Annotated in this window: 22 protein-coding genes and 1 other RNA gene; 13 read left to right on the plus strand and 10 right to left on the minus strand. The window is 39.0% G+C overall.

What is annotated here, in order from left to right:
- The first annotated feature begins 3 nt into the window (after positions 1 to 3).
- The 3 genes from DEU42_RS10740 (at position 4) to DEU42_RS10750 (ending at position 1,926) form a co-directional block, all read left to right on the plus strand.
- A complete protein-coding gene (locus DEU42_RS10740; protein ID WP_114758305.1) occupies positions 4 to 531 on the plus strand; it encodes a porin family protein in 528 nt (175 codons plus the stop codon).
- A gap of 124 nt (positions 532 to 655) precedes the next feature.
- Positions 656 to 1,150 (plus strand): hypothetical protein, encoded by a 495-nt coding sequence (locus tag DEU42_RS10745; protein WP_114758306.1) that lies wholly within the window; start codon positions 656 to 658, stop codon positions 1,148 to 1,150.
- A 170-nt stretch (positions 1,151 to 1,320) separates the two neighbouring features.
- The gene (locus DEU42_RS10750; RefSeq protein WP_114758307.1) at positions 1,321 to 1,926 is read left to right on the plus strand and encodes a porin family protein; all 606 of its coding nucleotides are present in this window, start codon (positions 1,321 to 1,323) and stop codon (positions 1,924 to 1,926) included.
- A 72-nt stretch (positions 1,927 to 1,998) separates the two neighbouring features.
- On the opposite strand, the gene DEU42_RS10755 is transcribed toward DEU42_RS10750, so the two are convergent.
- Positions 1,999 to 2,607, minus strand: coding sequence for a porin family protein (locus DEU42_RS10755; RefSeq protein WP_114758308.1), 609 nt, complete (start codon positions 2,605 to 2,607; stop codon positions 1,999 to 2,001).
- A 94-nt stretch (positions 2,608 to 2,701) separates the two neighbouring features.
- Here DEU42_RS10755 and DEU42_RS10760 point away from each other — a divergent pair, with 94 nt between their 5' ends.
- The 7 genes from DEU42_RS10760 (at position 2,702) to DEU42_RS10790 (ending at position 12,425) form a co-directional block, all read left to right on the plus strand.
- Positions 2,702 to 3,619: a site-specific tyrosine recombinase gene (locus tag DEU42_RS10760; protein WP_114758309.1), complete on the plus strand. Its 918-nt coding sequence runs from the start codon at positions 2,702 to 2,704 to the stop codon at positions 3,617 to 3,619.
- 74 nt (positions 3,620 to 3,693) lie between these two features.
- Positions 3,694 to 5,217, plus strand: coding sequence for a sensor histidine kinase (locus DEU42_RS10765; protein WP_114758310.1), 1,524 nt, complete (start codon positions 3,694 to 3,696; stop codon positions 5,215 to 5,217).
- On the plus strand, positions 5,204 to 5,596 hold the full coding sequence (locus DEU42_RS10770) for a two-component system response regulator (RefSeq protein WP_114758311.1): 393 nt from the start codon (positions 5,204 to 5,206) through the stop codon (positions 5,594 to 5,596). The genes DEU42_RS10765 and DEU42_RS10770 overlap by 14 nt, the downstream gene beginning before the upstream one ends.
- Before the next feature lie 118 nt (positions 5,597 to 5,714).
- Entirely contained in the window at positions 5,715 to 6,308 is a 594-nt protein-coding gene (locus DEU42_RS10775; protein ID WP_114758312.1) for a TetR/AcrR family transcriptional regulator, read from the plus strand.
- Between the two features lie 200 nt (positions 6,309 to 6,508).
- Positions 6,509 to 7,654: an efflux RND transporter periplasmic adaptor subunit gene (locus DEU42_RS10780; protein WP_114758313.1), complete on the plus strand. Its 1,146-nt coding sequence runs from the start codon at positions 6,509 to 6,511 to the stop codon at positions 7,652 to 7,654.
- Positions 7,655 to 7,685: 31 nt separating this feature from the next.
- Positions 7,686 to 10,892: an efflux RND transporter permease subunit gene (locus tag DEU42_RS10785; protein ID WP_114758314.1), complete on the plus strand. Its 3,207-nt coding sequence runs from the start codon at positions 7,686 to 7,688 to the stop codon at positions 10,890 to 10,892.
- 120 nt (positions 10,893 to 11,012) lie between these two features.
- Positions 11,013 to 12,425: a TolC family protein gene (locus DEU42_RS10790; protein ID WP_114758315.1), complete on the plus strand. Its 1,413-nt coding sequence runs from the start codon at positions 11,013 to 11,015 to the stop codon at positions 12,423 to 12,425.
- Positions 12,426 to 12,547: 122 nt separating this feature from the next.
- Here the strand turns inward: DEU42_RS10790 and DEU42_RS10795 are convergent, their stop codons facing one another.
- The 6 genes from DEU42_RS10795 to DEU42_RS10815 all read right to left on the minus strand — a co-directional run bounded on the left by DEU42_RS10795 (position 12,548) and on the right by DEU42_RS10815 (position 15,948).
- Positions 12,548 to 13,114: a hypothetical protein gene (locus DEU42_RS10795; protein WP_114758316.1), complete on the minus strand. Its 567-nt coding sequence runs from the start codon at positions 13,112 to 13,114 to the stop codon at positions 12,548 to 12,550.
- A gap of 127 nt (positions 13,115 to 13,241) precedes the next feature.
- Positions 13,242 to 13,391: a hypothetical protein gene (locus DEU42_RS17555; protein WP_199509084.1), complete on the minus strand. Its 150-nt coding sequence runs from the start codon at positions 13,389 to 13,391 to the stop codon at positions 13,242 to 13,244.
- Between the two features lie 178 nt (positions 13,392 to 13,569).
- The gene (gene rny, locus DEU42_RS10800; protein ID WP_114758317.1) at positions 13,570 to 15,132 is read right to left on the minus strand and encodes a ribonuclease Y; all 1,563 of its coding nucleotides are present in this window, start codon (positions 15,130 to 15,132) and stop codon (positions 13,570 to 13,572) included.
- A gap of 59 nt (positions 15,133 to 15,191) precedes the next feature.
- Positions 15,192 to 15,297: non-coding RNA, 6S RNA (gene ssrS, locus DEU42_RS10805), on the minus strand.
- A gap of 58 nt (positions 15,298 to 15,355) precedes the next feature.
- Positions 15,356 to 15,649 carry a cell division protein ZapA gene (locus DEU42_RS10810; protein ID WP_114758318.1) on the minus strand — a complete coding sequence of 98 codons (294 nt, stop codon included), beginning with the start codon at positions 15,647 to 15,649 and terminating at the stop codon, positions 15,356 to 15,358.
- An 8-nt stretch (positions 15,650 to 15,657) separates the two neighbouring features.
- Positions 15,658 to 15,948 carry a hypothetical protein gene (locus DEU42_RS10815; RefSeq protein WP_114758319.1) on the minus strand — a complete coding sequence of 97 codons (291 nt, stop codon included), beginning with the start codon at positions 15,946 to 15,948 and terminating at the stop codon, positions 15,658 to 15,660.
- A 177-nt stretch (positions 15,949 to 16,125) separates the two neighbouring features.
- On the opposite strand from DEU42_RS10815, the gene DEU42_RS10820 reads away from it, so the two are divergent.
- The 3 genes from DEU42_RS10820 to DEU42_RS10830 are packed head-to-tail and all read left to right on the plus strand — an operon-like array spanning position 16,126 to position 21,072.
- Entirely contained in the window at positions 16,126 to 17,844 is a 1,719-nt protein-coding gene (locus DEU42_RS10820; protein ID WP_114758320.1) for a M23 family metallopeptidase, read from the plus strand.
- Entirely contained in the window at positions 17,828 to 20,305 is a 2,478-nt protein-coding gene (locus tag DEU42_RS10825; protein ID WP_410501019.1) for a carboxypeptidase-like regulatory domain-containing protein, read from the plus strand. The genes DEU42_RS10820 and DEU42_RS10825 overlap by 17 nt, the downstream gene beginning before the upstream one ends.
- Before the next feature lie 44 nt (positions 20,306 to 20,349).
- A complete protein-coding gene (locus DEU42_RS10830; protein ID WP_114758322.1) occupies positions 20,350 to 21,072 on the plus strand; it encodes a hypothetical protein in 723 nt (240 codons plus the stop codon).
- Position 21,073: 1 nt separating this feature from the next.
- On the opposite strand, the gene DEU42_RS10835 is transcribed toward DEU42_RS10830, so the two are convergent.
- The 3 genes from DEU42_RS10835 to DEU42_RS10845 all read right to left on the minus strand — a co-directional run bounded on the left by DEU42_RS10835 (position 21,074) and on the right by DEU42_RS10845 (position 22,847).
- Entirely contained in the window at positions 21,074 to 21,430 is a 357-nt protein-coding gene (locus DEU42_RS10835) for a TfoX/Sxy family protein (RefSeq protein ID WP_114758323.1), read from the minus strand.
- A gap of 16 nt (positions 21,431 to 21,446) precedes the next feature.
- Positions 21,447 to 22,145, minus strand: coding sequence for a hypothetical protein (locus DEU42_RS10840; RefSeq protein ID WP_114758324.1), 699 nt, complete (start codon positions 22,143 to 22,145; stop codon positions 21,447 to 21,449).
- Between the two features lie 69 nt (positions 22,146 to 22,214).
- Entirely contained in the window at positions 22,215 to 22,847 is a 633-nt protein-coding gene (locus tag DEU42_RS10845) for an HAD family hydrolase (RefSeq protein ID WP_114758325.1), read from the minus strand.
- Positions 22,848 to 22,893 lie beyond the last annotated feature (46 nt).

A 22,893-nucleotide genomic window follows, 5' to 3' on the forward strand; every position in this document is an offset into this window, starting at 1 on the left:
AAAATGAAAAAACTTTTATTATCAGCTGTAGCTGTTATGGCCTTTGGTTATGCAGCACAAGCGCAAAGCGATGAAATGAAATTTGGTGTTAAAGCGGGTGCTAATTTCACTAATTTTGGTGGAGATGTTGAGGATACCGATGGTAAAACAGGTTTCTATGTTGGAGGTCTTGTAGATTTACCAATATCAGGAAATTTTCATGTTCAACCGGAGTTAATGTATTCTTCTGAAGGTGCAGACGATCTAGGTATCGATTATCTTAGAATTCCTGTTATGGCTAAATATTATGTAATGGAAGGATTAAGCCTTCAGGCAGGTCCGGAAATCGCTTTTAAAGTAAGTGCTGATGATCTTATCGATGAAGGAACAAAATCAATGGATTTTGGTCTTGGAGCAGGAGCTGCTTATGAACTTCCAATGGGTTTGTTTTTTGACGTAAGATATAACCTTGGTCTTTCTGATATAAGCGATGATGGTCCATTCGAAATAAAAAATACAGGTTTCCAGGTTGGAGCCGGATGGAGATTCTAGTAAGAATTTTATTTTATAATATAACCTCTGCACTTGCAGAGGTTTTTTATTTACAAATAATTATAGTTTATTTCTTGTTAATTTTTTTGTATATTGCCTTTTCAAACAGTTACTTAAATTAGGTATGAAAAAACTATTACTATTATTTAGTATCTCTTTAGGCTTTGCTGCCAATGCTCAGTCTGACCGTTTAATAGGGGTGCATTTTGGAGCACCTGTTGGTGATGCGGCTGATATATCTACATTAAATTTTGGTGTTGATTGTGCTGTCTTGTTTTATGTAACGGATGAATTTTATGCTGGTGCTTCCGGAGCATTTACTCGTTTTGTAGGGAAAGAGGTTGCTCATGAATTTGGTTCCTCAAAGATTGAGAGTTTTAATTTTATCTATTTAGCTGGCTCGGCTGAGTATTCTTTTGACAAATTATTTGCTGTTGTTGATTTAGGTTATGCTTTTTGCTCAGGCAATACTGATTTGGGAATGACGGGATTGTATTATCAGCCTAAAATTGGATATCACATTATTGAAGGTTTAGATATACATATTGGTTATAAGAGTTTTTTACTGGGTGGGCAGAATATTGGCGCATTTGGTGGCGGACTTTCTTATAGATACTAGCTTGTTAGTTCGAAATTTAAAGATCGCTGGTGTAAAGAATTCTTTTTTTAATTGTTATTATTTGATAGTGAGGTTACTAAACGGTTAGGAAATAAAAATCCCTATCAAAGGGTATTTTCCTATTAAAAAAAAGGCATAGCTTTGCCGCCAAATAATCAAATCAATTAAAAATGAAAAAATTATTATTATCAGCTGCGGCTGTTATGGCTTTTGCATTTACAAATGCTCAGGAAACTGCAACTACAAAAGGTTTTTCTCAGGGAGATGTATTCATTACAGGTTCTGTAGGATTTGGAAGTGAAAAAACTGGCGATGCTAAAACTAACTCTTTCAACTTTTCTCCAAAAGCAGGTTACTTTGTAACTAGTAATATTGCAGTTGGTCTTCAGGTTGGTCTATCTAGCGAGACTGATAAAGTTGAAACTCCACTTGGAGATGTTGAAGATAAGCAAACTGCTCTTGAAATTGGTGCTTTTGGTAGATACTACTTTACTCCAACAAGAAACTTCTCTTTCTTCGGACAGCTTTCTGCAGGTTATATGTCTAACAAAGTAGAGAATGATGGCGATCCTGAGTACAAAGAGAACGGTGTAAACATCGCTCTTGCTCCTGGTGTTAGCTACTTTGTTTCTGAGCACATCGCTTTTGAAGCTACTTTCGGTATTTTGGGTTACAGAACTCTAAAACCGGATGTTGATGGTGCTGAATCTACAAACACTTTCAACCTTGGCGCTAACTTTAGCGATATCAACTTTGGTATGGTTTACAAATTCTAATATTTGTTCTTAGTTATATTACAAAAGCCTCCGCGTAGCGGAGGCTTTGTTGTTTTAAGCAAAATGGCACGCTTAAAATTTATATCCTACACCTATTTGAAAAACAGAGTTTTTAGCATCACTGTTTTCAAAAATATCGGTTAACCCAAGATTATATCTTCCCGATGCGAATAGTCCCATTTGAGTTTGGAATGTAATACCAGCTGCCAGACCAAATTCAAAGTCTTTCGCTTCGTTTACATCAAAATCTCCAGAATCAGCATCTGCATCCGAATCAAACTCTTCGTTTACTTTAAAGCTGAATTGAGGACCGGCTTCAAGGCTTAATCCTTGAAACACATATGCCTTTACCAATACCGGTACATTAATGTAGTCAAGCTGATATTCTACTTTTTCATCTCCTCCTAAAAGTCCACCCGGAATGTCTGTTTTAAATCCCTGTCCAGAGTACAGTGCTTCTCCCTGAATTGATATCATTTCGTTTAATGGAAGTTCTACCAGAGCACCTACGTGAAAGCTTGTTCTGGAGTCAGGACTGTCAAAATCGTCTCCTGTTACTGTTGCAAAGTTTACACCACCTTTTACACCAAAGCTTGGTGTTGTCCCATTAGGGTTTTGTGCATGCGTTACTGCTCCCGCAAGTAATAGTGCACCTACTGATAACATTTTAAATAGTTTCATCACTTTATAAGTTTTAGTTTTGTATTTCAAAATTATCTCATTAAAATTGGCACTATTCTGAAAGGATTCTTAATTCACATAACTTTAACCGCGTATGAAAAGTTGGATTAAATTTATAAATGACTATAAATCGTACCTGAAAATTGAGCGTGGTTTGGCTGCAAATTCTGTTGAAAATTACGGTTTTGACGTGCAAAAGCTTGTAGATTACCTAATTGCTAACAATATGGATGTATCGCCAATTGCAGTTGATGAAGAAATTATTCAGCAGTTCATTTACCATATTGCAACCGAATTAAATCCTCGTTCTCGTGCAAGGATTATTTCCGGTCTTAAGAGTTTTTTTAACTTTTTGGTGTTTGAAAACTATCGAAAAGAGACTCCAATGGAGTTAATCGAGGTGCCAAAAATTGGCAGGAAACTTCCAGATACACTTTCTGTAGGAGAAATTGATGCTCTGATAGGAGCAATTGAGCTCAATAAAATTGACAGGGAAGGCAAATCACAGGGTGAACGTAACAGGGCTATGCTTGAAACGCTTTACAGTTGCGGATTGAGGGTGTCGGAATTGGTAGAGCTTAAGTTGTCCGACCTTTTTTTTGAGGAAGGATTCATCAAGGTAACCGGTAAAGGTAACAAGCAACGTTTTGTGCCTATTAGTAGTTCTACGCAAAAGTATATTACTATTTATATTGAAACCGACCGGAATAAACTTAATATCCAGAAAGGTTTTGAGGATACGCTTTTTTTAAACAGAAGGGGAAAAGCACTTACCCGTGCCATGGTTTTTACAATTATAAAAGACCTGGCTGTTAAGATAGGCTTACATAAAACAATAAGTCCCCATACTTTTCGTCATTCATTCGCCACACACTTGCTTGAAAACGGTGCCGATTTGCGCTCGATACAGCTAATGTTGGGGCATGAATCTATCACTACAACAGAGATTTACATGCATATTGATAGAAAATTTCTTAATAATATTTTAAATACTTATCATCCACGACGATAAATTAAAGCTGAAAACGCTTTATTAATTGATAAAAGTTACTAATTTTAACACGGAGGCTATAATTTTTAAAGTGAATGAAGATTTTTGATAATCCGGACTTATATGATGGCGAAAGTCCGAATGTTTTTTATAAAAAACTGCTCGATCAGGTGCCGGATCTCATTTTCAAGATAAGATGGGATGTCGAAACCGGGAAGTTCGGTATAATTTTCTTAAGTGAGAGTATTAAAGATCTTTATGAGATTCCACAGGATGTATTTCTGACCGACCCTCATCATTTTTTTTATGACCGGATGTTTCCTGAAGATGCTGCTGCTTTTATAGCCAGCCTGAAAGAATCCAGGGAAAAGCTTGCCAAATGGGATCATATTTATAGATTACAACTGCCTGAAAAAGGCTTGCGCTGGATGCGGGTAACCGCTAATCCTGAACTTACCGCTAAAGGGTCAGTGGTTTTTTACGGCAGGGCTACCGATATTACTGATCATAAAGAAAAGGAAGCAAGGTTGCATATATCCGAGGAACGCTTTAATTATGCACTCAGGGCTGCTTCAGAAGGTATATGGGACTGGGATATGAAAACTAATGTTGTCTATTTTTCTGCCCAGCTCATGAAAATACTGGGTAAGAAAGAAGTTGAGGCTTATTTTCCCAATACTTTTTGGCTGAGCCGCATACATCCTGATGATGCTTACACTTATGATAAGAGTAAAACCGATTATTTTAAAAAGAGAAATGCTTCCTATGAGAGTATTTACCGTATACTTACTGATCAAGGTAAATACCGGTGGGTGCTAAGTCGCGGAAGGGTAGTGAGCTATGATGAGAACGGAAAGCCTGAACGTTCTATAGGGACTTTGAAAGATATCAATCAGCTAAAAGAGAAAGAGGTAGAGCTTGGTAATACGATTAATATTATTGTTAGCCAGAACAACCGACTGAACAACTTTGCACATATTGTATCGCATAACCTGCGATCACACGCAAGCAACCTAAAGATGTTGCTCGATCTTTTTAAAACCGCAGACGAAGCTGAAAGAGAAGAAATGCTTCAGCATCTTGAAGCGATATCAGATGGGCTTAGCATTACTATAAGTCATCTTAAAGAGCTGGTAGAGATACAAACTGAAATTAAAACTGTAAGAGAAAAGCTTAACTTAAGACACTATTTGAAGAACATTCTTAACATTTTACACAACGAAATAAAGAAGCATAATGTTGATATTGAGATAAATATACCTCTTGATGTTACTGTAGATTATAATCCTGCATATCTTGAGAGTATATTGCTTAATTTTACAACAAATGCAATTAAATACTCAAGCCCCGAGAGAAAGCCTATGCTTTCGTATGATTTTGAGATAATTGAAGGGCAAAAGGTACTTTCAATTTCGGATAACGGACTTGGAATTGACCTTAAAAAACATAAGAACTCTCTTTTTGGAATGTATAAAACGTTTCATAAAAACCAGAATGCAAGGGGAATTGGTCTTTTTATTACCAAGAACCAGGTAGAGGCGATGGGAGGAAAGATAGAAGTGAGCAGCGAACTAAATAAAGGAACTACATTTAAAGTGTATTTTGATGAAGAAAATTAGCAACCTTTATGTTATAGATGATGATAAGATATATCATTTTCTTCTGAAAAATCTGTTCAAACAGAATGGAATTGACGTTGCCTCGACATTTTTTGTAAATGGTTCAGATGCGATAGAACATATTAAGAGCAATAATAATGAGGAAACACTTCCTGATTTGATATTACTGGATGTAAATATGCCAATTATGAATGGATGGCAGTTTTTAGAGGAATTTGGTAAAATTTCCTCAGAGCTTATTAAAAAACCTACCATTTATATGATTAGCTCATCGAATAATGAAGTGGATATTAATAAATCTAAAGAGTTTGACGGAGCTGTAAAAGGATATTTTTTAAAGCCTATATGCAAGGAAGACCTTGATTTAATCTTTGTTTAGAAGCAGTATAAGTTTTTATTATGGCTGCTATAAATAAAAATGATAAAGAAAAATTGTAATCGTAAACTATAACATATTACCTTTGCTTAACGCTGTTAAGTAATTTAAAAGCTATAAAATGGGAAGTAAAGAAAGAATATTAAGACAGAAAGAAGAAACCCGTTCGAATATACTTATAGCTGCGAGAGAGATTGTAAAGGAAGAGGGATGGCAAGGCCTTAGTATGCGAAAGATCGCTGATAAGATTGAATATACCGCTCCTATAATTTACGAATATTTTTCTAACAAAGAAGCCATTTTACAGGAGCTTACCTGTAAAGGGTTCGGGATTCTTACCAAAGACCTGGAAGCTGCAAAAGCAGAATCTGATGATCCTGCAGTTCAGTTAGAAGGGATGTGGTTGGCCTACTGGAACTTTGCCTTAAAAAACAAAGAGATGTACCAGCTTATGTATGGGGTAGAAATGACCTGTTGTGCTCAGCGCAACACCGAAACTGATGCTCCCTACACTTTAATTACAAATGTTATTGCAAAACTGATGGATCAGGAAAATCCGAAGCCGGAAGTTATAAAGCAAAAATATTTTACGTTCTTCTCAGTAATCCACGGTCTTATCTCCATCAATATTGTTGGTAATGGGCTTTCTGATGAAATCAACAAGCAAATACTGAAAGACGCGATAAGCGGCATTGTCCGCTATATAAAAGAATAAAAAAATTTAGCATTTCACTTAACATCATTAAATCATTTAATATCTATATATCATGAAAACTCTTTTCTAGCTCAATGGCTTTTTTTTGCGAAACTACTTAACGCTGTTAAATGGTTTAAAAGCATAAAGTAGCATCATCAATCATTATTTTAAATTTTTTTGGACTATCACTTAACATCATTAAATTATTTAACTCTATTATGAAACGTATAATAATAATTGTAGCTATAGTACTTGTTGCCGGTCTTGCCTTTTATGGATTTTCCGGTAGCGGAGAGGGGCAGGCTCCTGCACCTCAGGCTGTTTCGGTTCCGGTTCTTACGATCGGGCAGGGGCAGGCAGTTACCTATCAGGAGTATCCTGTTACTGTTGAAGGAAGGGTAAACGTAGAAATACGCCCTCAGGTTGACGGTTACCTTGATAAGGTATTTGTAGATGAAGGTGCTTTTGTAAAGGCAGGGCAGCCCATCTTCAAAATCAACGAAAACCGATACAGAGAATTACTGAACAATGCTCAGGGTTCGCTAAATGCTGCTGAGGGTGCTCTTATGAACGCTAAACTTGAGGTGGAAAAAATGACGCCGCTTGTTGAAGGCAAAGTAGTATCTGAATACCAGCTAAAAAATGCAAAAGCATCAGTAAAAATAGCTGAGGCTAATAAAAAGCAAGCCGAAGCAGCTGTAGCATCCGCTAAGATAAACCTTGGTTACACGCTTATTACGGCTCCTGTGAACGGATATATTACAAGACTACCTAAAAAACAAGGTAGCCTGGTATCGGCTGCAGACCCTACACCACTTACATTGCTTTCGGATATAGATGAGGTATATGCTTACTTCTCTATAGGAGAGGCTGATTTTATTGCATTCAAAGAGAAGTATGAAGGCAATACACTAAATGATAAGCTTAAAAAACTTCCTCCGGTTACTCTTGTAATGGCTGATAACAGCGAATATGAGCAAAAAGGTAAAATCGATATGGTAGACGGTCAGTTTGACAGGACCACAGGTGCGATTACCCTAAGAGCCAGTTTCCCTAATGCTAAAGGACTTTTACGTTCAGGAAATACAGGAAGGGTTAAGCTGGGTATCAGCCATGCTAATGCTATAGTAGTACCACAGGCAGCTACTGCCGAAATTCAGGATAAAGTATTTGTTTATATTGTTGATAAAGACAACAAAGTAACCAGGACTCCAATAACTATTTCAGGTAAAACAGGTACTGATTATCTTATAAAAGATGGCCTGAAAGCAGGCGACAGAATTGTTTATAAAGGCTTTGAAACACTTGCCGATGGCACAGTTGTAGTTCCTGAGAAAGTACAGGAAGAAGTTGTCTCTAAATAATTACTATATAATCACTTAAGCAAAACGAAACATGTTAAAAAGATTTATAGACCGGCCGGTTTTGGCTACGGTCATATCCATCCTATTGGTAATTTTAGGGGTTCTCGGACTTACAAAATTGCCCCTGCAACAGTTCCCGGACATTGCTCCTCCGGCGGTTCAGGTAACAGCATTATATCCGGGAGCGAATGCCGAAACTGTATTAAGATCAGTAGCGCCATCGCTTGAAGAATCAATAAACGGGGTAGAGAACATGAGCTATATGACTTCTACTGCCAGTAACGACGGTTCGCTTGTAATTACGGTTTACTTTAAATTGGGAACTAATCCCGATCAGGCAGCAGTAAACGTACAAAACAGGGTGTCTCAGGCTACAAGCCAGCTTCCTGCCGAAGTTGTACAGGCCGGGGTAACAACAGCAAAACAGCAAAACAGCCTTATCATGGTGGTATCTATGTATTCGGAGAATCCCGAAGCTTATGATCAGACCTTTTTGGCGAACTACTCACAGATTAACATTATTCCCGATATCAAAAGGATTCCCGGTGTAGGGCAGTCGATGATCTTTGGTGGTAATAAGGATTATTCGATGAGGGTTTGGCTTAAGCCTGCCCAAATGAGTACCTACAACATTTCACCAAGAGAAGTTATGGCGGCTATTCAGGACAAAAACCTTGAAGCAGCTCCCGGTAAATTTGGTGAGAATAGTACCGAATCATTCGAATATGTAATTAAATATAAAGGAAAGCTTAATAAACCTGCCGACTATGAAAACATCATAGTACGCACGAATCCTGATGGTTCTCTTCTTAGACTGAAAGATGTGGCCCGTATAGAGTTTGGTGCTTATACCTACGGAAACTTTACCCGTGTAAATGGTAAACCAGGTGTAAATATCGCGGTTATACAGCTTCCGGGATCTAATGCTAACGATATACAGGTGGAGATAGCGAAGCTAATGGAAAAAGCTTCGAAAAACTTCCCTAAAGATGTAAAATACCTTATCCTTTATAATACGAAGAGAAATCTTGATGCGTCTATCGCACAGGTGGAACACACGCTTTTAGAAGCGTTCATCCTGGTGTTTATTGTAGTTTATCTCTTCCTTCAGGATTTCAGGTCAACACTTATTCCAGCCATTGCGGTTCCGGTGGCCATATTAGGTACATTCTTTTTTATGTCCCTGTTCGGTTTTTCCATCAACCTGCTAACCCTGTTCGCGTTAGTACTGGCTATCGGTATCGTAGTGGATGATGCCATCGTCGTCGTGGAGGCGGTACACGCCAAACTGGAGCGGGGATATCAGCCTAAACAGGCTACAATTTCTGCCATGAGCGAAATTACCGGTGCAATTATTTCCATTACGCTTGTAATGTCGGCGGTATTCCTTCCGGTGGGCTTCATGGAAGGTTCAACAGGAGTATTCTACAGGCAGTTTGCATTAACACTGGCTATCGCGATTGTAATATCGGCTGTAAATGCCTTAACGTTGAGCCCTGCTTTGGCGGCACTATTCCTGAAACCACATGATACACATCACGATCATGGACATGACACCCATGCACCGGTTGAAAAATCTACATTTAAAACGAGATTCTTTAAAGCATTTAACGTAGGTTTTGATAAGGTGACGAACCGTTATATAGGTAGTATCCGATTCCTTATAAAATACAGATGGTGGAGTATGGGAGGTCTGGCAGTTGTTGTACTTGCAACCGCGTGGATGGTAAAAACAACACCTTCAGGATTCATTCCTTCAGAAGACCAGGGCTTTATTGCCATATCGGCATCAATGCCTGCGGGTACATCCCTTGAGCGTACTACGGAAGCATTGGCTGAGGTGGAAAAAGTTCTTGGTGCTGCACCTTACCAGCGTACTATAAATATACTTTCTGGTTTTAATATGCTTACACAATCGTCGAGTCCGTCGTTTGGTGTTGCCTTCATTCTGCTCAAAGAAAACAAGGAGCGTGGTGATGTTAAGAACATCGACGAGATCATGAACGACGTGAGAGGTAGATTGTCTGCCATAAAAGGAGCTAACTTCTTTGTGTTTACCTTCCCAACGGTTCCCGGTTTCAGTAATATCGACGGACTTGACTTTGTATTACAGGATCGTACCGGTGGAAGACTGGATAAATTCAGCGGTATTGGTAACAACTTTATCATGGAATTAATGAAACGCCCTGAAATTGCAGTAGCATTTACACCATTCAGAGCCGATTATCCGCAATATGAAATGGTTGTTGACGATGTTAAGGCCGAACAGCTTGGTGTTAGCGTAAAAGAGTTGCTGGGGACAATACAGGCTTATTATGGTAGTGCCCAAGTGTCTGACTTCAACCGATTTGGTAAATATTACCGTGTAATGGTTCAGGCAGATAAAGATACAAGGGCTAACCCTGAATCGCTTGGAGGAGTATTTGTAAAAAATAAAACCGGCGAAATGGTTCCTGTAAATACACTTGTAAAACTGGAAAGAGTTTACGGTCCTGAAAATGCCTCACGTTATAACCTGTTCAACTCTATGACGGTGAATGCCATTCCTAAACCGGGTTACAGCTCAGGTGCTGCGATTAAAGCAGTAGAAGAAGTTGCTGCCAAACACCTTCCGCCGGGATATTCTTATGAATTCTCAGGTATGACAAGGGAAGAGATTATTTCCGGAGGCCAGTCGGCAGTTGTATTTGTACTGAGCTTATTGTTCGTATACTTCCTGCTTGCGGCACAGTATGAGAGTTATATCCTTCCGATGGCTGTAATCCTTTCAATCCCAACAGGAGTATTTGGAGTATTCGCGGCTATTGGCATGACCAATATATCTAACAATATCTATGTGCAGGTAGCACTTGTAATGCTTATCGGACTTCTTGCCAAGAATGCCATCCTTATCGTTGAGTTTGCCGTACAGCGCAGAAGGGCAGGTAAGTCATTGCTTTCGGCATCGCTCGAGGCTGCCAAGCTAAGGTTAAGGCCTATTATAATGACCTCATTGGCATTCATTGTTGGATTGATTCCAATGATGGGAGCTATAGGACCATCAGCACAAGGTAACCACTCCATCAGTATTGGTGCTGCGGGTGGTATGGTTACCGGTGTTGTACTGGGGTTATTTATTATTCCGGTATTGTTCATACTGTTCCAGTACCTTCATGAAAAAATTAGCGGTGTTCCTGCTAAAGCTCATGGAGCTGAAGCTGTCGAACACCTTAAAGAAGAGTTAGAATTAGCCAAATAAAAAATCAAAAATCCTTTATTGTTTGTTTTATAAAGCTGCCCGCTCCCTCTCACCACTAATGGGAGGGAGCCTGTAGGCAGTGCCAATGAAGGGTAACTTAAAATATACCACCATTTAAAAATGAGAACGTATAATATTTATCTGCTCTTTACAGCATTACTGATACTTACAGGCTGTAAAGTGTCTAAAGATATTGAAACACCGCAGCCTGAGCTTCCGCAGCAATACAGGAATGCGGCGGCAAGTACCGATACTACCAGTATCGCTACGATTGACTGGAAGCAATTCTTTCCTGATGTAACACTTCAGGGACTTATTGACAAAGCCATAAATAACAATTATGATATGCAGAAGGCCCTTAAGAATATTGAGGCAGCCCAACTGCAGTTCAGGCAGACAAAATGGAATAATGTACCACAGCTTAGCCTTGGCGTGACGGCTAATACATCTATTCCGTCACAAAACAGCCTTAACGGTATCAGCCTTAACAACTTTTTGAATACAAGCCATATTGAAGATTATAACGCTGGAGGTAATCTTTCATGGGAAGCTGATATTTGGGGTAAACTAAGGGGCCGTAAAAAAGAAGCACTGAACCAGTACCTGAAATCGGAAGAGGCTAGAAAACTGGTACAGACCAACCTGGTTGCAGGAGTGGCGCAGGGGTATTACAACCTGCTGATGTTAGACCAGCAACTCGCTGTTGCCAAAAAGAACCTTGAATTGAACGAGCATACGCTACGTATCGTAAAAATGCAGTTCGAATCAGGTCAGGTAACATCGCTGGCGGTACAGCAGACAGAAACACAACGCCTGAAAGCAGCACAGATAGTGCCAATGCTTGAAAAAGAGATCATCATTCAGGAAAATGGATTAAGCATACTTACCGGTGCGCTTCCGGCGGAGATTTCGCGAAGCAGCACACTAGATCTTACGCCATTGCTAACAGAACTATCAACAGGAGTTCCATCATCAATCATCAGTCACAGGCCGGATGTGAAAGCATCAGAATATGAACTTGCATCGGCCAACGCAAGAGTAGGTATAACTAAAGCATCAATGTACCCGGCATTGAATATTACAGCTGCGGGTGGGCTAAATTCATTTAAATCAAATAACTGGTTTAATATGCCTGCCTCTTTATTTGGTATGGTGGCCGGTAGCGTTACGCAGCCACTGTTGCAAAGAAAGCAGCTTCGTACACAGTACGAAATAGCCAAAGTAGAGCGTGAAAAAGCCGTGATTGCCTTCAGGCAGTCGGTGCTAAATGCTGTAGGAGAGGTATCTGATGCTTTAGTAAAAGTAGAGAAGCTTAAACAGGAGCAGGAGTTTGCGGCAGATAGAGTGGCCAACCTGCAAAAAGCGACAACAAATGCCGATATGCTGTTTAAAAGCGGCATGGCCAATTATCTGGAAGTGATTACAGCACAGGGAAATGTGCTGCAAAGCGAACTGGATCTGGCAGCATTAAAAAGAGACCAGCTTAACGCTGTGGCCCAGTTATACAGGTCACTTGGCGGAGGCTGGAGATAATGGTGTTATTGTTTTAAGTGGAAGAAACCCTTCTCTGCATTGCAGGGGAGGGTTTTGTTATTTAATTGTCTTTGCGGGTACAGATTGCAAATCCGTGCTATCGGGGTTGCCGGGGTAAAAAACTATTTAGATTTTGTTACTCTGTTAGGTAGTACACTATCAACAAAAAGTTTATATGACTCAATTCTTTTTTCTCTTTTTTTTGTAACTGTCATTAGTTCATTTTCTAAATCAGCCACAGGATCCCAATCGTTATATACTTTCTTTTTAATTTTATATTTTGAAGATAATTTTTCTGCTAATCGATATGCCACTAGCCCAAATTTACAATAATAGAATTTGCGTTCCTCAAACCAGTCTTCAAAATCAGGAGGGATAGATATATTTGATGCAAATTCAATGGCTCTATTTCCAGTTTCAATATCAGAAGGAAAAGAGAGTATTTTATACATCAACTCAGGATTAATACTTTTCCAATCCACGTCCTCTGGGAATATTGGAGGCTCAGGTGTTTTTACTTGCGGCTCTAGAAAACCTTCTTGAGATCTCTGCCCGTAAGATAGACCATCGTCTTTCACTACATTAACGCAATCAATTAAAAACTTATCAAGAATACATACAATACGGATGGCTAAGTATTTAGCATTCCTTTTTTGAGATAACTTATCTGTCCAATAAGTTTGAAACAAAGAAATTATAGAGCCTATGAATACTCCAATAAGACCAAATATTGCTTCTGTCCATTTATGGATTAATTAATGTTTGTAATTGTTTATATATATTGCTGTCTGCCTCCCTAAATAATTAACAGATGTTTTATTCTCTGTTCTTCTTGTTCTTTGGAATGCTTTGTGTTTTCAATTGCTGAGCCTGTTGGCGTGCCATCGCTAAAGTAACAGGCGATTGCTTGGATAGTTGTTCCAAACCTAACTTCGCTCTTTCCTGAAAGGACATTGTTGAGTTCATGTTTCAATTGATTTAGCAATGATAAATATAATGAAAACTTTAAAAGTTAACCACCCCGGCTTTCAGCCACCCCTCCGAAGGAGGGGAAACCTACTCTTGCTAACTTTCCGGCAACAATGATCCACAAAAAAACTCCGAAGTTTCCTCCGGAGTTTTATATTTCTAAAGCATTAGCTTTTTATTTAGCAATATTAACCGCTCTGGTTTCCCTGATAACGGTAATCTTAACCTGACCAGGATACGTCATTTCGGTTTGGATCTTGTGAGAGATCTCGAAAGAAAGATTAGCCGCCATATCGTCGGTTACTTTTTCGCTTTCTACGATCACACGAAGCTCACGTCCTGCCTGGATAGCATAAGCACTCTTAACACCCTGGAATCCGTAAGCGATATCCTCAAGGTCTTTAAGACGCTGTATGTATGAGTCAAGAACCTGTCTTCTTGCACCCGGTCTTGCACCAGAGATGGCATCACACACCTGAACGATAGGCGATAGTAATGATTTCATTTCTATTTCGTCGTGGTGAGCACCAATTGCGTTGCATACCTCTTCTTTCTCACCATATTTCTCAGCCCACTGCATACCAAGTAGTGCGTGTGGAAGGTCACTTTCAGCATCCGGTACTTTACCGATATCGTGTAACAGACCCGCTCTTTTAGCAAGTTTAACGTTAAGTCCAAGTTCAGCAGCCATGATACCACAAAGTTTAGCAACTTCTCTTGAGTGTTGTAGTAAATTTTGTCCGTATGACGAACGGTATTTCATACGGCCAACGATTTTGATAAGCTCAGGGTGTAATCCGTGTATACCAAGATCGATTACGGCACGTTTACCAACTTCGATAATCTCGTCTTCGATCTGTTTTGTAGTTTTAGCAACAACTTCTTCGATACGTGCAGGGTGAATCCTACCGTCTGTTACAAGTTTGTGAAGTGAAAGGCGTGCGATTTCCCTTCTTACAGGGTCAAAGCATGAAAGGATAATTGCCTCCGGAGTATCGTCAACGATGATCTCTACACCTGTAGCAGCTTCAAGCGCACGGATGTTACGTCCTTCACGGCCAATAATACGTCCTTTTACATCATCCGATTCGATGTTGAATACAGATACACAGTTTTCTACTGCTTCTTCAGTACCTACACGCTGAATAGTGCTGATGATGATTTTTTTGGCTTCCTGCTGTGCAGTAAGCTTAGCCTCTTCGATAGTCTCCTGAATGTGAGACATAGCAGCTGTTTTTGCTTCAGCTCTTAAGCTTTCCACAAGTTGGTTTTTAGCTTCGTCAGCAGAAAGGCCAGAGATTACCTCAAGTTGCTCTACCTGGCTTTTATGAAGCTTGTCTATTTCGTGTTGCTTTTTGTCAAGATATTCGATACGCGAGTTATAGTCAGCTATTTTAGCTTCAGCCTCATCGTTTACTTTTTTAGTCTTGGCAAGCTCGTTAGATACCTGCGATTCTTTATCTCTTGTTCTTTTCTCAGCTTCAGCGATTTTTCTGTCTTTGGCTAAGATAACCTGCTCGTGCTCGGCTTTTAGCTCAAGGAATTTTTCCTTAGCCCTAAGCTCTTTGTCTTTTTTTATGTTGTCACCCTCTTTGGTAGCATCTTTTATGATGTTAGAGGCCTCTTTTTTCGCATTTTTTATCAGGGTTGACACATTTTTCTTCTCCAGGAACTTCGCGACCCCAAATCCTGCCGCTACTCCTACAATCCCGATAATTATTATTAAAGCTATATCCATTTAGATTTTGTTTGGTTGTTTTTAAATATAAAAAAAAGCCCACATCAGAAGAATTGTATAAACTCGTATTGACAAGTTTTGGGCTAACAAGCTGTTCTAGGATCTGCTCAAGGCAGCATGCTATAGTAGCGACGATTCACCCATTTTAAAGAATTGGCGTTGAGTTTATCAAATTTGTACTAATGTAGGCAGTATTTTTGACGTATGTAAAGAACGTATTTTATTATTTAGAGAGAAGCTCATCAGCTCTTTCATTCATTTTTTTAAGCCTTTCAAAAGCTTCTTCCAGGTCGGCAGATTTATCGATCTGCTTTTGTTCTGCCTGCGATGCAAATTGTAATGCACACATGGCTAAGACGTCCTGTTTATCGCGAACTGCATAGTTTTCTTCAAACTGCCTGATCATGGCATCAATCTTCTTAGAAGCGCTTCGTAAGCCTTCTTCCTGCGCCGGATCTACATTTAAAGGGTAAACCCTGTCGGCAATTGATATTTTGATCTTCAGCTTATCGTCCATCTTCTGTCTTAATCAGAGAGCTGCGCTATGCAATAATCAATTTCGCGGATCAATGAATTTATTTTGAGTTTTGTTTCTCTTTTATTGTCGTCACTGCCCAGTAATGAGTTGGCCATCCTAAGAGATTCATTTTGCTGTTTAAGCAATGCAATCTCCTCACTTTGCCTGCTTAAGGCCAAAGCTGACCGGGAAACCTCGTTTTCCAACCCCTGATTTTCTGCCTGAAGCTGCTCCAGTTTTTGGGCAAGCTTTTCGAGTTTAACCTCAAGAGCATCAACTATTTCGGATAATCCGTTCATAACAGTCAACTTTCATTACATGATTTTACAAAGTTAATATTACTTTAATTAGAAACAATAGTTTAAGGAAAAATTATGCGAAAAATTTCGTAAAGGTGTAATAAATTGGAGGGGAAAGAGTTATAAGTTTATCTAAAAGCCCGAGGTTATTTTTGTGCTTTTTTATATTTTAGCCCTATGAGATTACTTCTTTTATCCTTACTTATTTCCTTTTCTGTTTGGGCGCAGAACCCTTATCCGCAAGACTATTTCCGTTCGCCAATGGATATACCTATCCATCCGTCGGGAACTTTTGGAGAATTGCGTACGAATCACTTTCATTCCGGACTCGACTTCCGTACCGAACAGCGTGAAGGCCTTTCAGTTTTTGCTGCAGCCGATGGATATGTTTCACGTATAAAAGTTTCCTCTTTTGGCTATGGCACTGTATTGTATATCGATCATCCTAATGGCTACACTACTGTATATGCACATCTTAGTGCTTATGCTGATAAGATAGAGTCTTACGTAAGGGCTAAGCAGTATGAGAAGAAATCTTTTGAAATAGAGTTGTTTCCAAAAAGGGACGAGATTAAGGTGACTAAAGGTGAACTTGTTGGGCTTTCAGGAAATACAGGAGGTTCAGGAGGACCACACCTTCATTTTGAAGTGCGTGATACTAAAACGGAATGGGTTATCAATCCGTTGCTTTTTGGTCTGGATAAAAAAATGGAAGATAAAAAAGCGCCATCTTTTCACGGATTGCTGGCTTATCCTTTGAGCAGCGATGCTGTTGTGGATGAATCGGCAAAGCCGGTAACTGTAAATGTAAAGATGCAGGCCGACGGGACTTATCTTGCCGATAAGATTCTTGCAAAAGGAAAAATTGGAATTGAGATCAGCGCTACAGATAAATCTACAGGTAGCGTTGGGAATAACGGTATTTATAAGATGGAAACATTTTATAACGGCACTCCGGGATTTGGTTATACCTTCAATACTTTTGCTTTTAATGAAGGGCGTTATATTAATAATTTTATCGATTATCCTAAGTACTACTATACGGGTCAGCGTTTCCAGAAATTGTTTTACCGAACGCCTTATCCTTTTTCAATGATAAAAGGTAATACTACCAATGGACAGATTGAAGTTAAACCCGGAGAAACTCAAAATTACAGGATAGTAGTGAGTGATTATCACGGCAATAAGACAACAATAAACGGGAGTATAGAATATTCCGATAAACCTGCAGAGGTAACGGAGGTAAAAAATATTACCCCTTATCTGGTAAAAGCGACTAACGATAATAATTATTCTAAGAACAATATATCGGTATTTGTTCCGGCAAATTCTTTTTATGAGGATTTTTACATGGATCTTGATGTAAAAGATTCTATACTATACATTAACAACGAGTCGGTTCCGGTACATACCCCAATCACGGTTTCGTTTGATGTTAAAGGAATGTCGAAAGAAGTACTCCAAAAAACATTCATTGCCACGTTTAACGAAAAGAAACTGTCGTATAATGCAAGTGTGGTTGAAGACGGCAGAATGTCAGCAAAAGTAAAAACATTAGGTAATTATAAACTGGCGCAGGATTATAATCCTCCAAAAATATACAGTCCGAGTTTTACGCCGGGCAAGTGGCTTACTAAAAATAAGCAATTTAATTTGAAGGTTAGCGACGACCGTTCAGGCATTGCAACAATAGATGCGTGGCTAAATGGTAAATGGATACTTATGCATTATGATTATAAGACCAGGGTTATCTTCCATAATTTCAGTGATGGTGTAGTTGATGAAGGGCGAAATGATTTAAAGGTTACCGTTACTGATAATGTGGGAAATTCTGCTACCTTTGAGACGCATTTTTTCAGAACACAAAACCCAACCTCTGTTGAAAACAATAAATAAACTTTTTGCGCTGTTGTTCTTAGTATTCAGTGCCAATGCTTTTGCACAAAATAAAGCTCTTATATATGGAGTGCTTTTAGATGAAAGCCGTCAGCCTGTGGAAGGTGTTAGTATTTCCTTTGATGACAATGGCGAGAAAGGCCATGCAGTATCGGATAAGACAGGGGCTTATAAGCTTGAGATACCGGCAGGGAGAGAAATCATTATTTCCTATAACCACGTAAGTTTTATACCGGCTTCGGTGCCAATTACATTACCTCCGGGGAAAAAAGGTGAGATTAACGCGATTCTTGAGTCTTCAAGTAAACAACTCCAGGGAGTTACAATTACAGGAGAAACAAGCCGCCAGAGGATCATTGGGCTTACAAGAATATCTCCTGAAGTGATCAGGAATATTCCGGGGGCTAATGCAGGAGTTGAGAATATAGTAAAGTTATTGGGAGGTAACTCAAATAACGAAATGAGTACCCAATATGCTGTTCGTGGGGGTAGTTATGATGAAAACCTTGTATATGTTGAAGATATTGAAATATACCGTCCGTTCCTGATCCGTTCAGGGCAACAGGAAGGGCTTAGTTTTACCAATACATCAATGGTTGAGAATGTAGAGTTTTCAGCAGGAGGTTTTCAGGCGAAGTATGGCGATAAAATGTCATCGGTATTGGATATTAGCTACAGAAGACCAACAAGATTTGGCGTTCAGGCAGAGGCAAGCTTCCTGGGAGGTAGTGTAACAGCTGATGCCATCTCTAAAAACCAAAAATGGAGTGGTATTATTGGTGCCCGTTATCGTGATAACAGTCTGCTGGTTAATAGCCAACAAACAGAATCAAACTACAAGCCAACGTTTACCGATGTGCAGGCTATGGTTAATTTTACACCTTCGTCAAAATGGGAACTTAACTTTTTAGGGAATATCTCCCAAAACAAATACAACTATGAGCCGCTTTATCGCCAAACCAATTTCGGAACTGTAGATGAACCTGTGGCATTGGTTATCTATTATGACGGTAAGGAAAAAGACCAGTATACAACTTACTTTGGAGCATTAAAATCAACTTACACTGTATCTGAAAATTTCCAGTTCAAGGTTATTGGATCCATTTATCATACGATGGAGCAGGAGTATTTCGACATCCTTGCACAGTATAATTTAGGTGAGGTTGATACCAATATTGGTTCAGATACTTTTGGACAAGTAAAAAATGCACGTGGTGTAGGCTCTCAGCTAAACCATGCTCGTAACAATCTTGATGCACTTATAGCTAATGCAGAGATTAAAGGGTACCATGTTATTAATAATAACCGATTGGAGTGGGGTGTAAAATACACTCATGAAGATATCCGTGACAGATTGTTAGAGTGGGAGGTTATTGATTCTGCCGGTTTCTCTATAAGGCCTCCTGTCGCTGATATTAAAAATGATCAGCCTTATGAACCATTCACAGGGCCACTTCTACCTTATCAGGACGTAAGGGCCACTAATTTTACGCAAATAAACCGTTTTTCAGGATTTGCACAATGGAGTCACAGGACGAAAGTAGGTGAGGCCGATCTGTTTATCAATGCGGGAGCAAGAGCGCAATACTGGAAAGTTGGCGGAAATGTAGAAGGTAAAGGCCAGACTACCATCAGTCCAAGAGCGCAGCTAACCTTAAAGCCGGCCTGGGATATGGATATGCTTTTCCGTCTTTCGGGAGGTTTTTACAATCAGCCGCCATTCTATCGCGAATTGCGTGATTCACTGGGTCAGGTAAGACCGGATGTAAAAGCACAGAAATCTATACATATAGTAGCGGGTAATGATTACAGCTTCAGGCTTTGGGAAAGACCATTCAAACTTGTTTCTGAGCTTTGGTATAAAAAAATGGATGATGTAAATACCTATACGCTTGAAAATGTGCGTATGCGTTACCGCGCCAATAATGATGCTGTTGCCTATGCTTACGGACTTGATATGCGAATGAATGGTGAATTCGTTCCCGGTACTGAGTCATGGGTTAGTGTAGGATACATGAAAACGGAAGAAAATCTGAATGACAGAGGGTATATAGCCCGTCCAACGGATCAGAGGCTTAAGTTTGCCATCCTTTTCCAGGATTATGTGCCGAACATACCAAGCCTTAAGGTGTATCTTAATATGGTTTACAATACAGGTCTTCCGGGCGGTTCGCCTTCTTATGCCGATCCTTATCTGTATCAGTCACGCCTTAACGATTACCGTAGGGTAGATGCCGGTTTTGCATATGTTTTTGTTGATTCTAAATCAGATTATCCTAAAGGGCACTGGCTTTCTGTTTTCAGGGATTTGTCACTGGGATTAGAGATATTTAACCTGTTCAATAATCAGAATGCTATTACAAATACATGGGTGCGTGATGTGTATACCAAAAATCAGTATGGAGTGCCTAACTATCTTACGAGTCGTGTATTTAGCCTTAAGCTGAATGTAAGCATTTAATTTATTGAAACATTTTGCTTATTTTTGATATATATCCTTTTAAAATGAGAAAAGTCCTTATAGCAATTATCACCTTATCATCAATGTTTTTTGTTGCCTGTAAAGAGGAACAGCAAAAGCCTAAAGTAATTTATGATGAAGCCGGAGCTAAAGGCCAGGTAAAGAAAATTGACTCAACAGAGATTAAGGTTGCCGATCTTCCGGTACACATGGAAGGAACCAAATATCTTATCCATCCGATAGGAGACATAAGAGTGTATGATGACAGTAACAGGAGTTATGGCTCTAGCCGAACTAACGGTGTTAGTTATGCGATCTCTAATTATAATCGTTTTGAAATAACCGGTTATTTTGAGAATCTTAAATTTCAGCACGTCGATTCAACGGCTTTAAGACCGCTTACCGATAAAAAAATTCAAATTCAGACAGCCACATACCTTAACACGCTAACTGCGCGATATAAAAAGAATGTATTACTGTATACACTTGTGGATGCCGACACCAATCAGGATGGAAAGGTAGATGTGAATGATATTAAATCGCTTTACATTAGTGATGCTTCAGGGAGAGAATTCAAAAAATTATCTCAGGACTCTCAGGAACTGATCGACTGGAACCTGATCGAAGCGCAGGGAAGGATTTATTTCCGAACTATTGAGGATATCAATAAAAATGGTGCCTTCGATAAAAATGATAAGGTACACTATCATTATGTAGATCTTCTTAAGGATAACTGGGAACCGGTGACTTATGAGCCTGTAAATTAGTTTACTTTTTAGAGGCTTTTGCAAAAGGATTAAAATCAAGGCATAACTGTAACCAGTACGCAAGGTCTCTTGCAGTAGTGAATCCTCCTTCATACACATATATGTAACCAATCATAGGTTTGCCAGTAAATTCCATGGGTACTACATAATCTTTTTCAAGAGCTGTTTCATAAGTGTCCGGGCCGATTCTGCACATAAGCATGTCCTCTCCTGTTTTTTTATTAATATGTGTTCCGCAGCACATTTTATCATTTACCATAAAACATACGCCGCTGAACATTTTCTTTTCATAGAAATTGGCTCCTTTATCGAGAAAAAATTCCCTTATCCTAAATACGGTTTCATCATTAAATGGCATGGTGTTTTGTTCATGTTTAAAGAAAAATATCGCTTTCCAGATCTGATTTTTCGATAGTGAAATCAAATCCAAGTTGTTGCATTAGCTGAATTACCAGGTTTTTATACCAGTTCTCAGATTTAGGGTGAATATAAATCTTGTCGATAAGCTTATTAATGTCTACATTGGCCTTTATACCTTCGTTAATGTAAATATTCTGCGAAGACAGATCAGAAATTATCCTTACTTCGCGTTCATACTGAAAACTTTTTCTCTTAAACAAAAACGGGAAAAAGGCATTATCAAGAGGTACATACTCTTTTTTGTAATCAATATAGTTTACAGCCCCTATATACATATCATAACGATTTTCAGGGGCTAATGCCTCCTGCATACGTCCTATTGTTGATTGTATTGCGAGCCCTTCGTTGTTTTTGGTAAATATCTGCCACATGGCAAACGATTCATATTCGTTAATGTGCCAGCTGCTTATTACTACATTTTTGCGATGCGTTTTATGGTAATCAAGGAATTCAGGATTATTTTCTGATAACTTTTTAAGTTCCTCATAGGTTGGCTCACTAAATGTACCTTCATATTGGTCTTCAAACTTATCCGATCTTGACATGAACATTTGCCTACACAACAGCATATCCAAAAATTTGGAAAGATCCATGTATTTCCAGACTATGGTGTCATTATCAGGAAGGCTTATCTGTTCATTGGGTACATACATACGAGGATGGTTTTACTGCAAGGTAATTTAAAATTACGGGTAATCTTCGGGATTTGATTTATGTTTTTGTTATAAATTGTTTTTTGATTTAACAATTTCAGCAAGCTCAGCGAAATGTTTTATTTTGTAATCGGCCTCTTTGGCTTCAAATGCATTTGTTTTATCATATAATACTGTTGGGATACCTAAAGCTTTGGCTGCAGCTATCTCACTTTCAGGGTCGTCGCCAATGACAACAACCTGTTCAGGGAGATAATCAAAACGTCTTAGTATGTCAGCAAAAACCTCTTTTTTGGAAGTTACAACAGGGTTCACAACATGAATTTCTTTAAAGTCTTCCGTAATTCCCAGTTGTCTTATTTTGCTTAACTGCATCGTTCTGAAACCTGTGGTTACCAGAAAACGTTCTGCGCTTATATTTCTTATTTCTGCATAATCTTCAAAAGGGATTATTTCACCCTGATAATCGATGGTATCCTGAATCTCGATGCCTTTTTGGGTAAGTTCATAGCTAAAGCCATTACGTTGGGCAACGATCCTGAAAGGCGTACGCATAATGGCTTTTTTGATGTTTTCAAGATTATCATTGTGCTGACCGCTTTCGGCAATGAGGTCGAATACAGGTTTGAATAGTTTGTCGCCAATAGAACTTACGGGAAAAATAGTATTGTCCAGATCGTAGATAATTGCTTTTATAGGCATATAAGGTTTTTTTTGGAAGTCTAAAGTTACGGCATAAAAAAATAGC

The sequence above is a fragment of the Flavobacterium sp. AG291 genome, assembly GCF_003350375.1.
GTDB lineage: Bacteria > Bacteroidota > Bacteroidia > Flavobacteriales > Flavobacteriaceae > Flavobacterium > Flavobacterium suzhouense.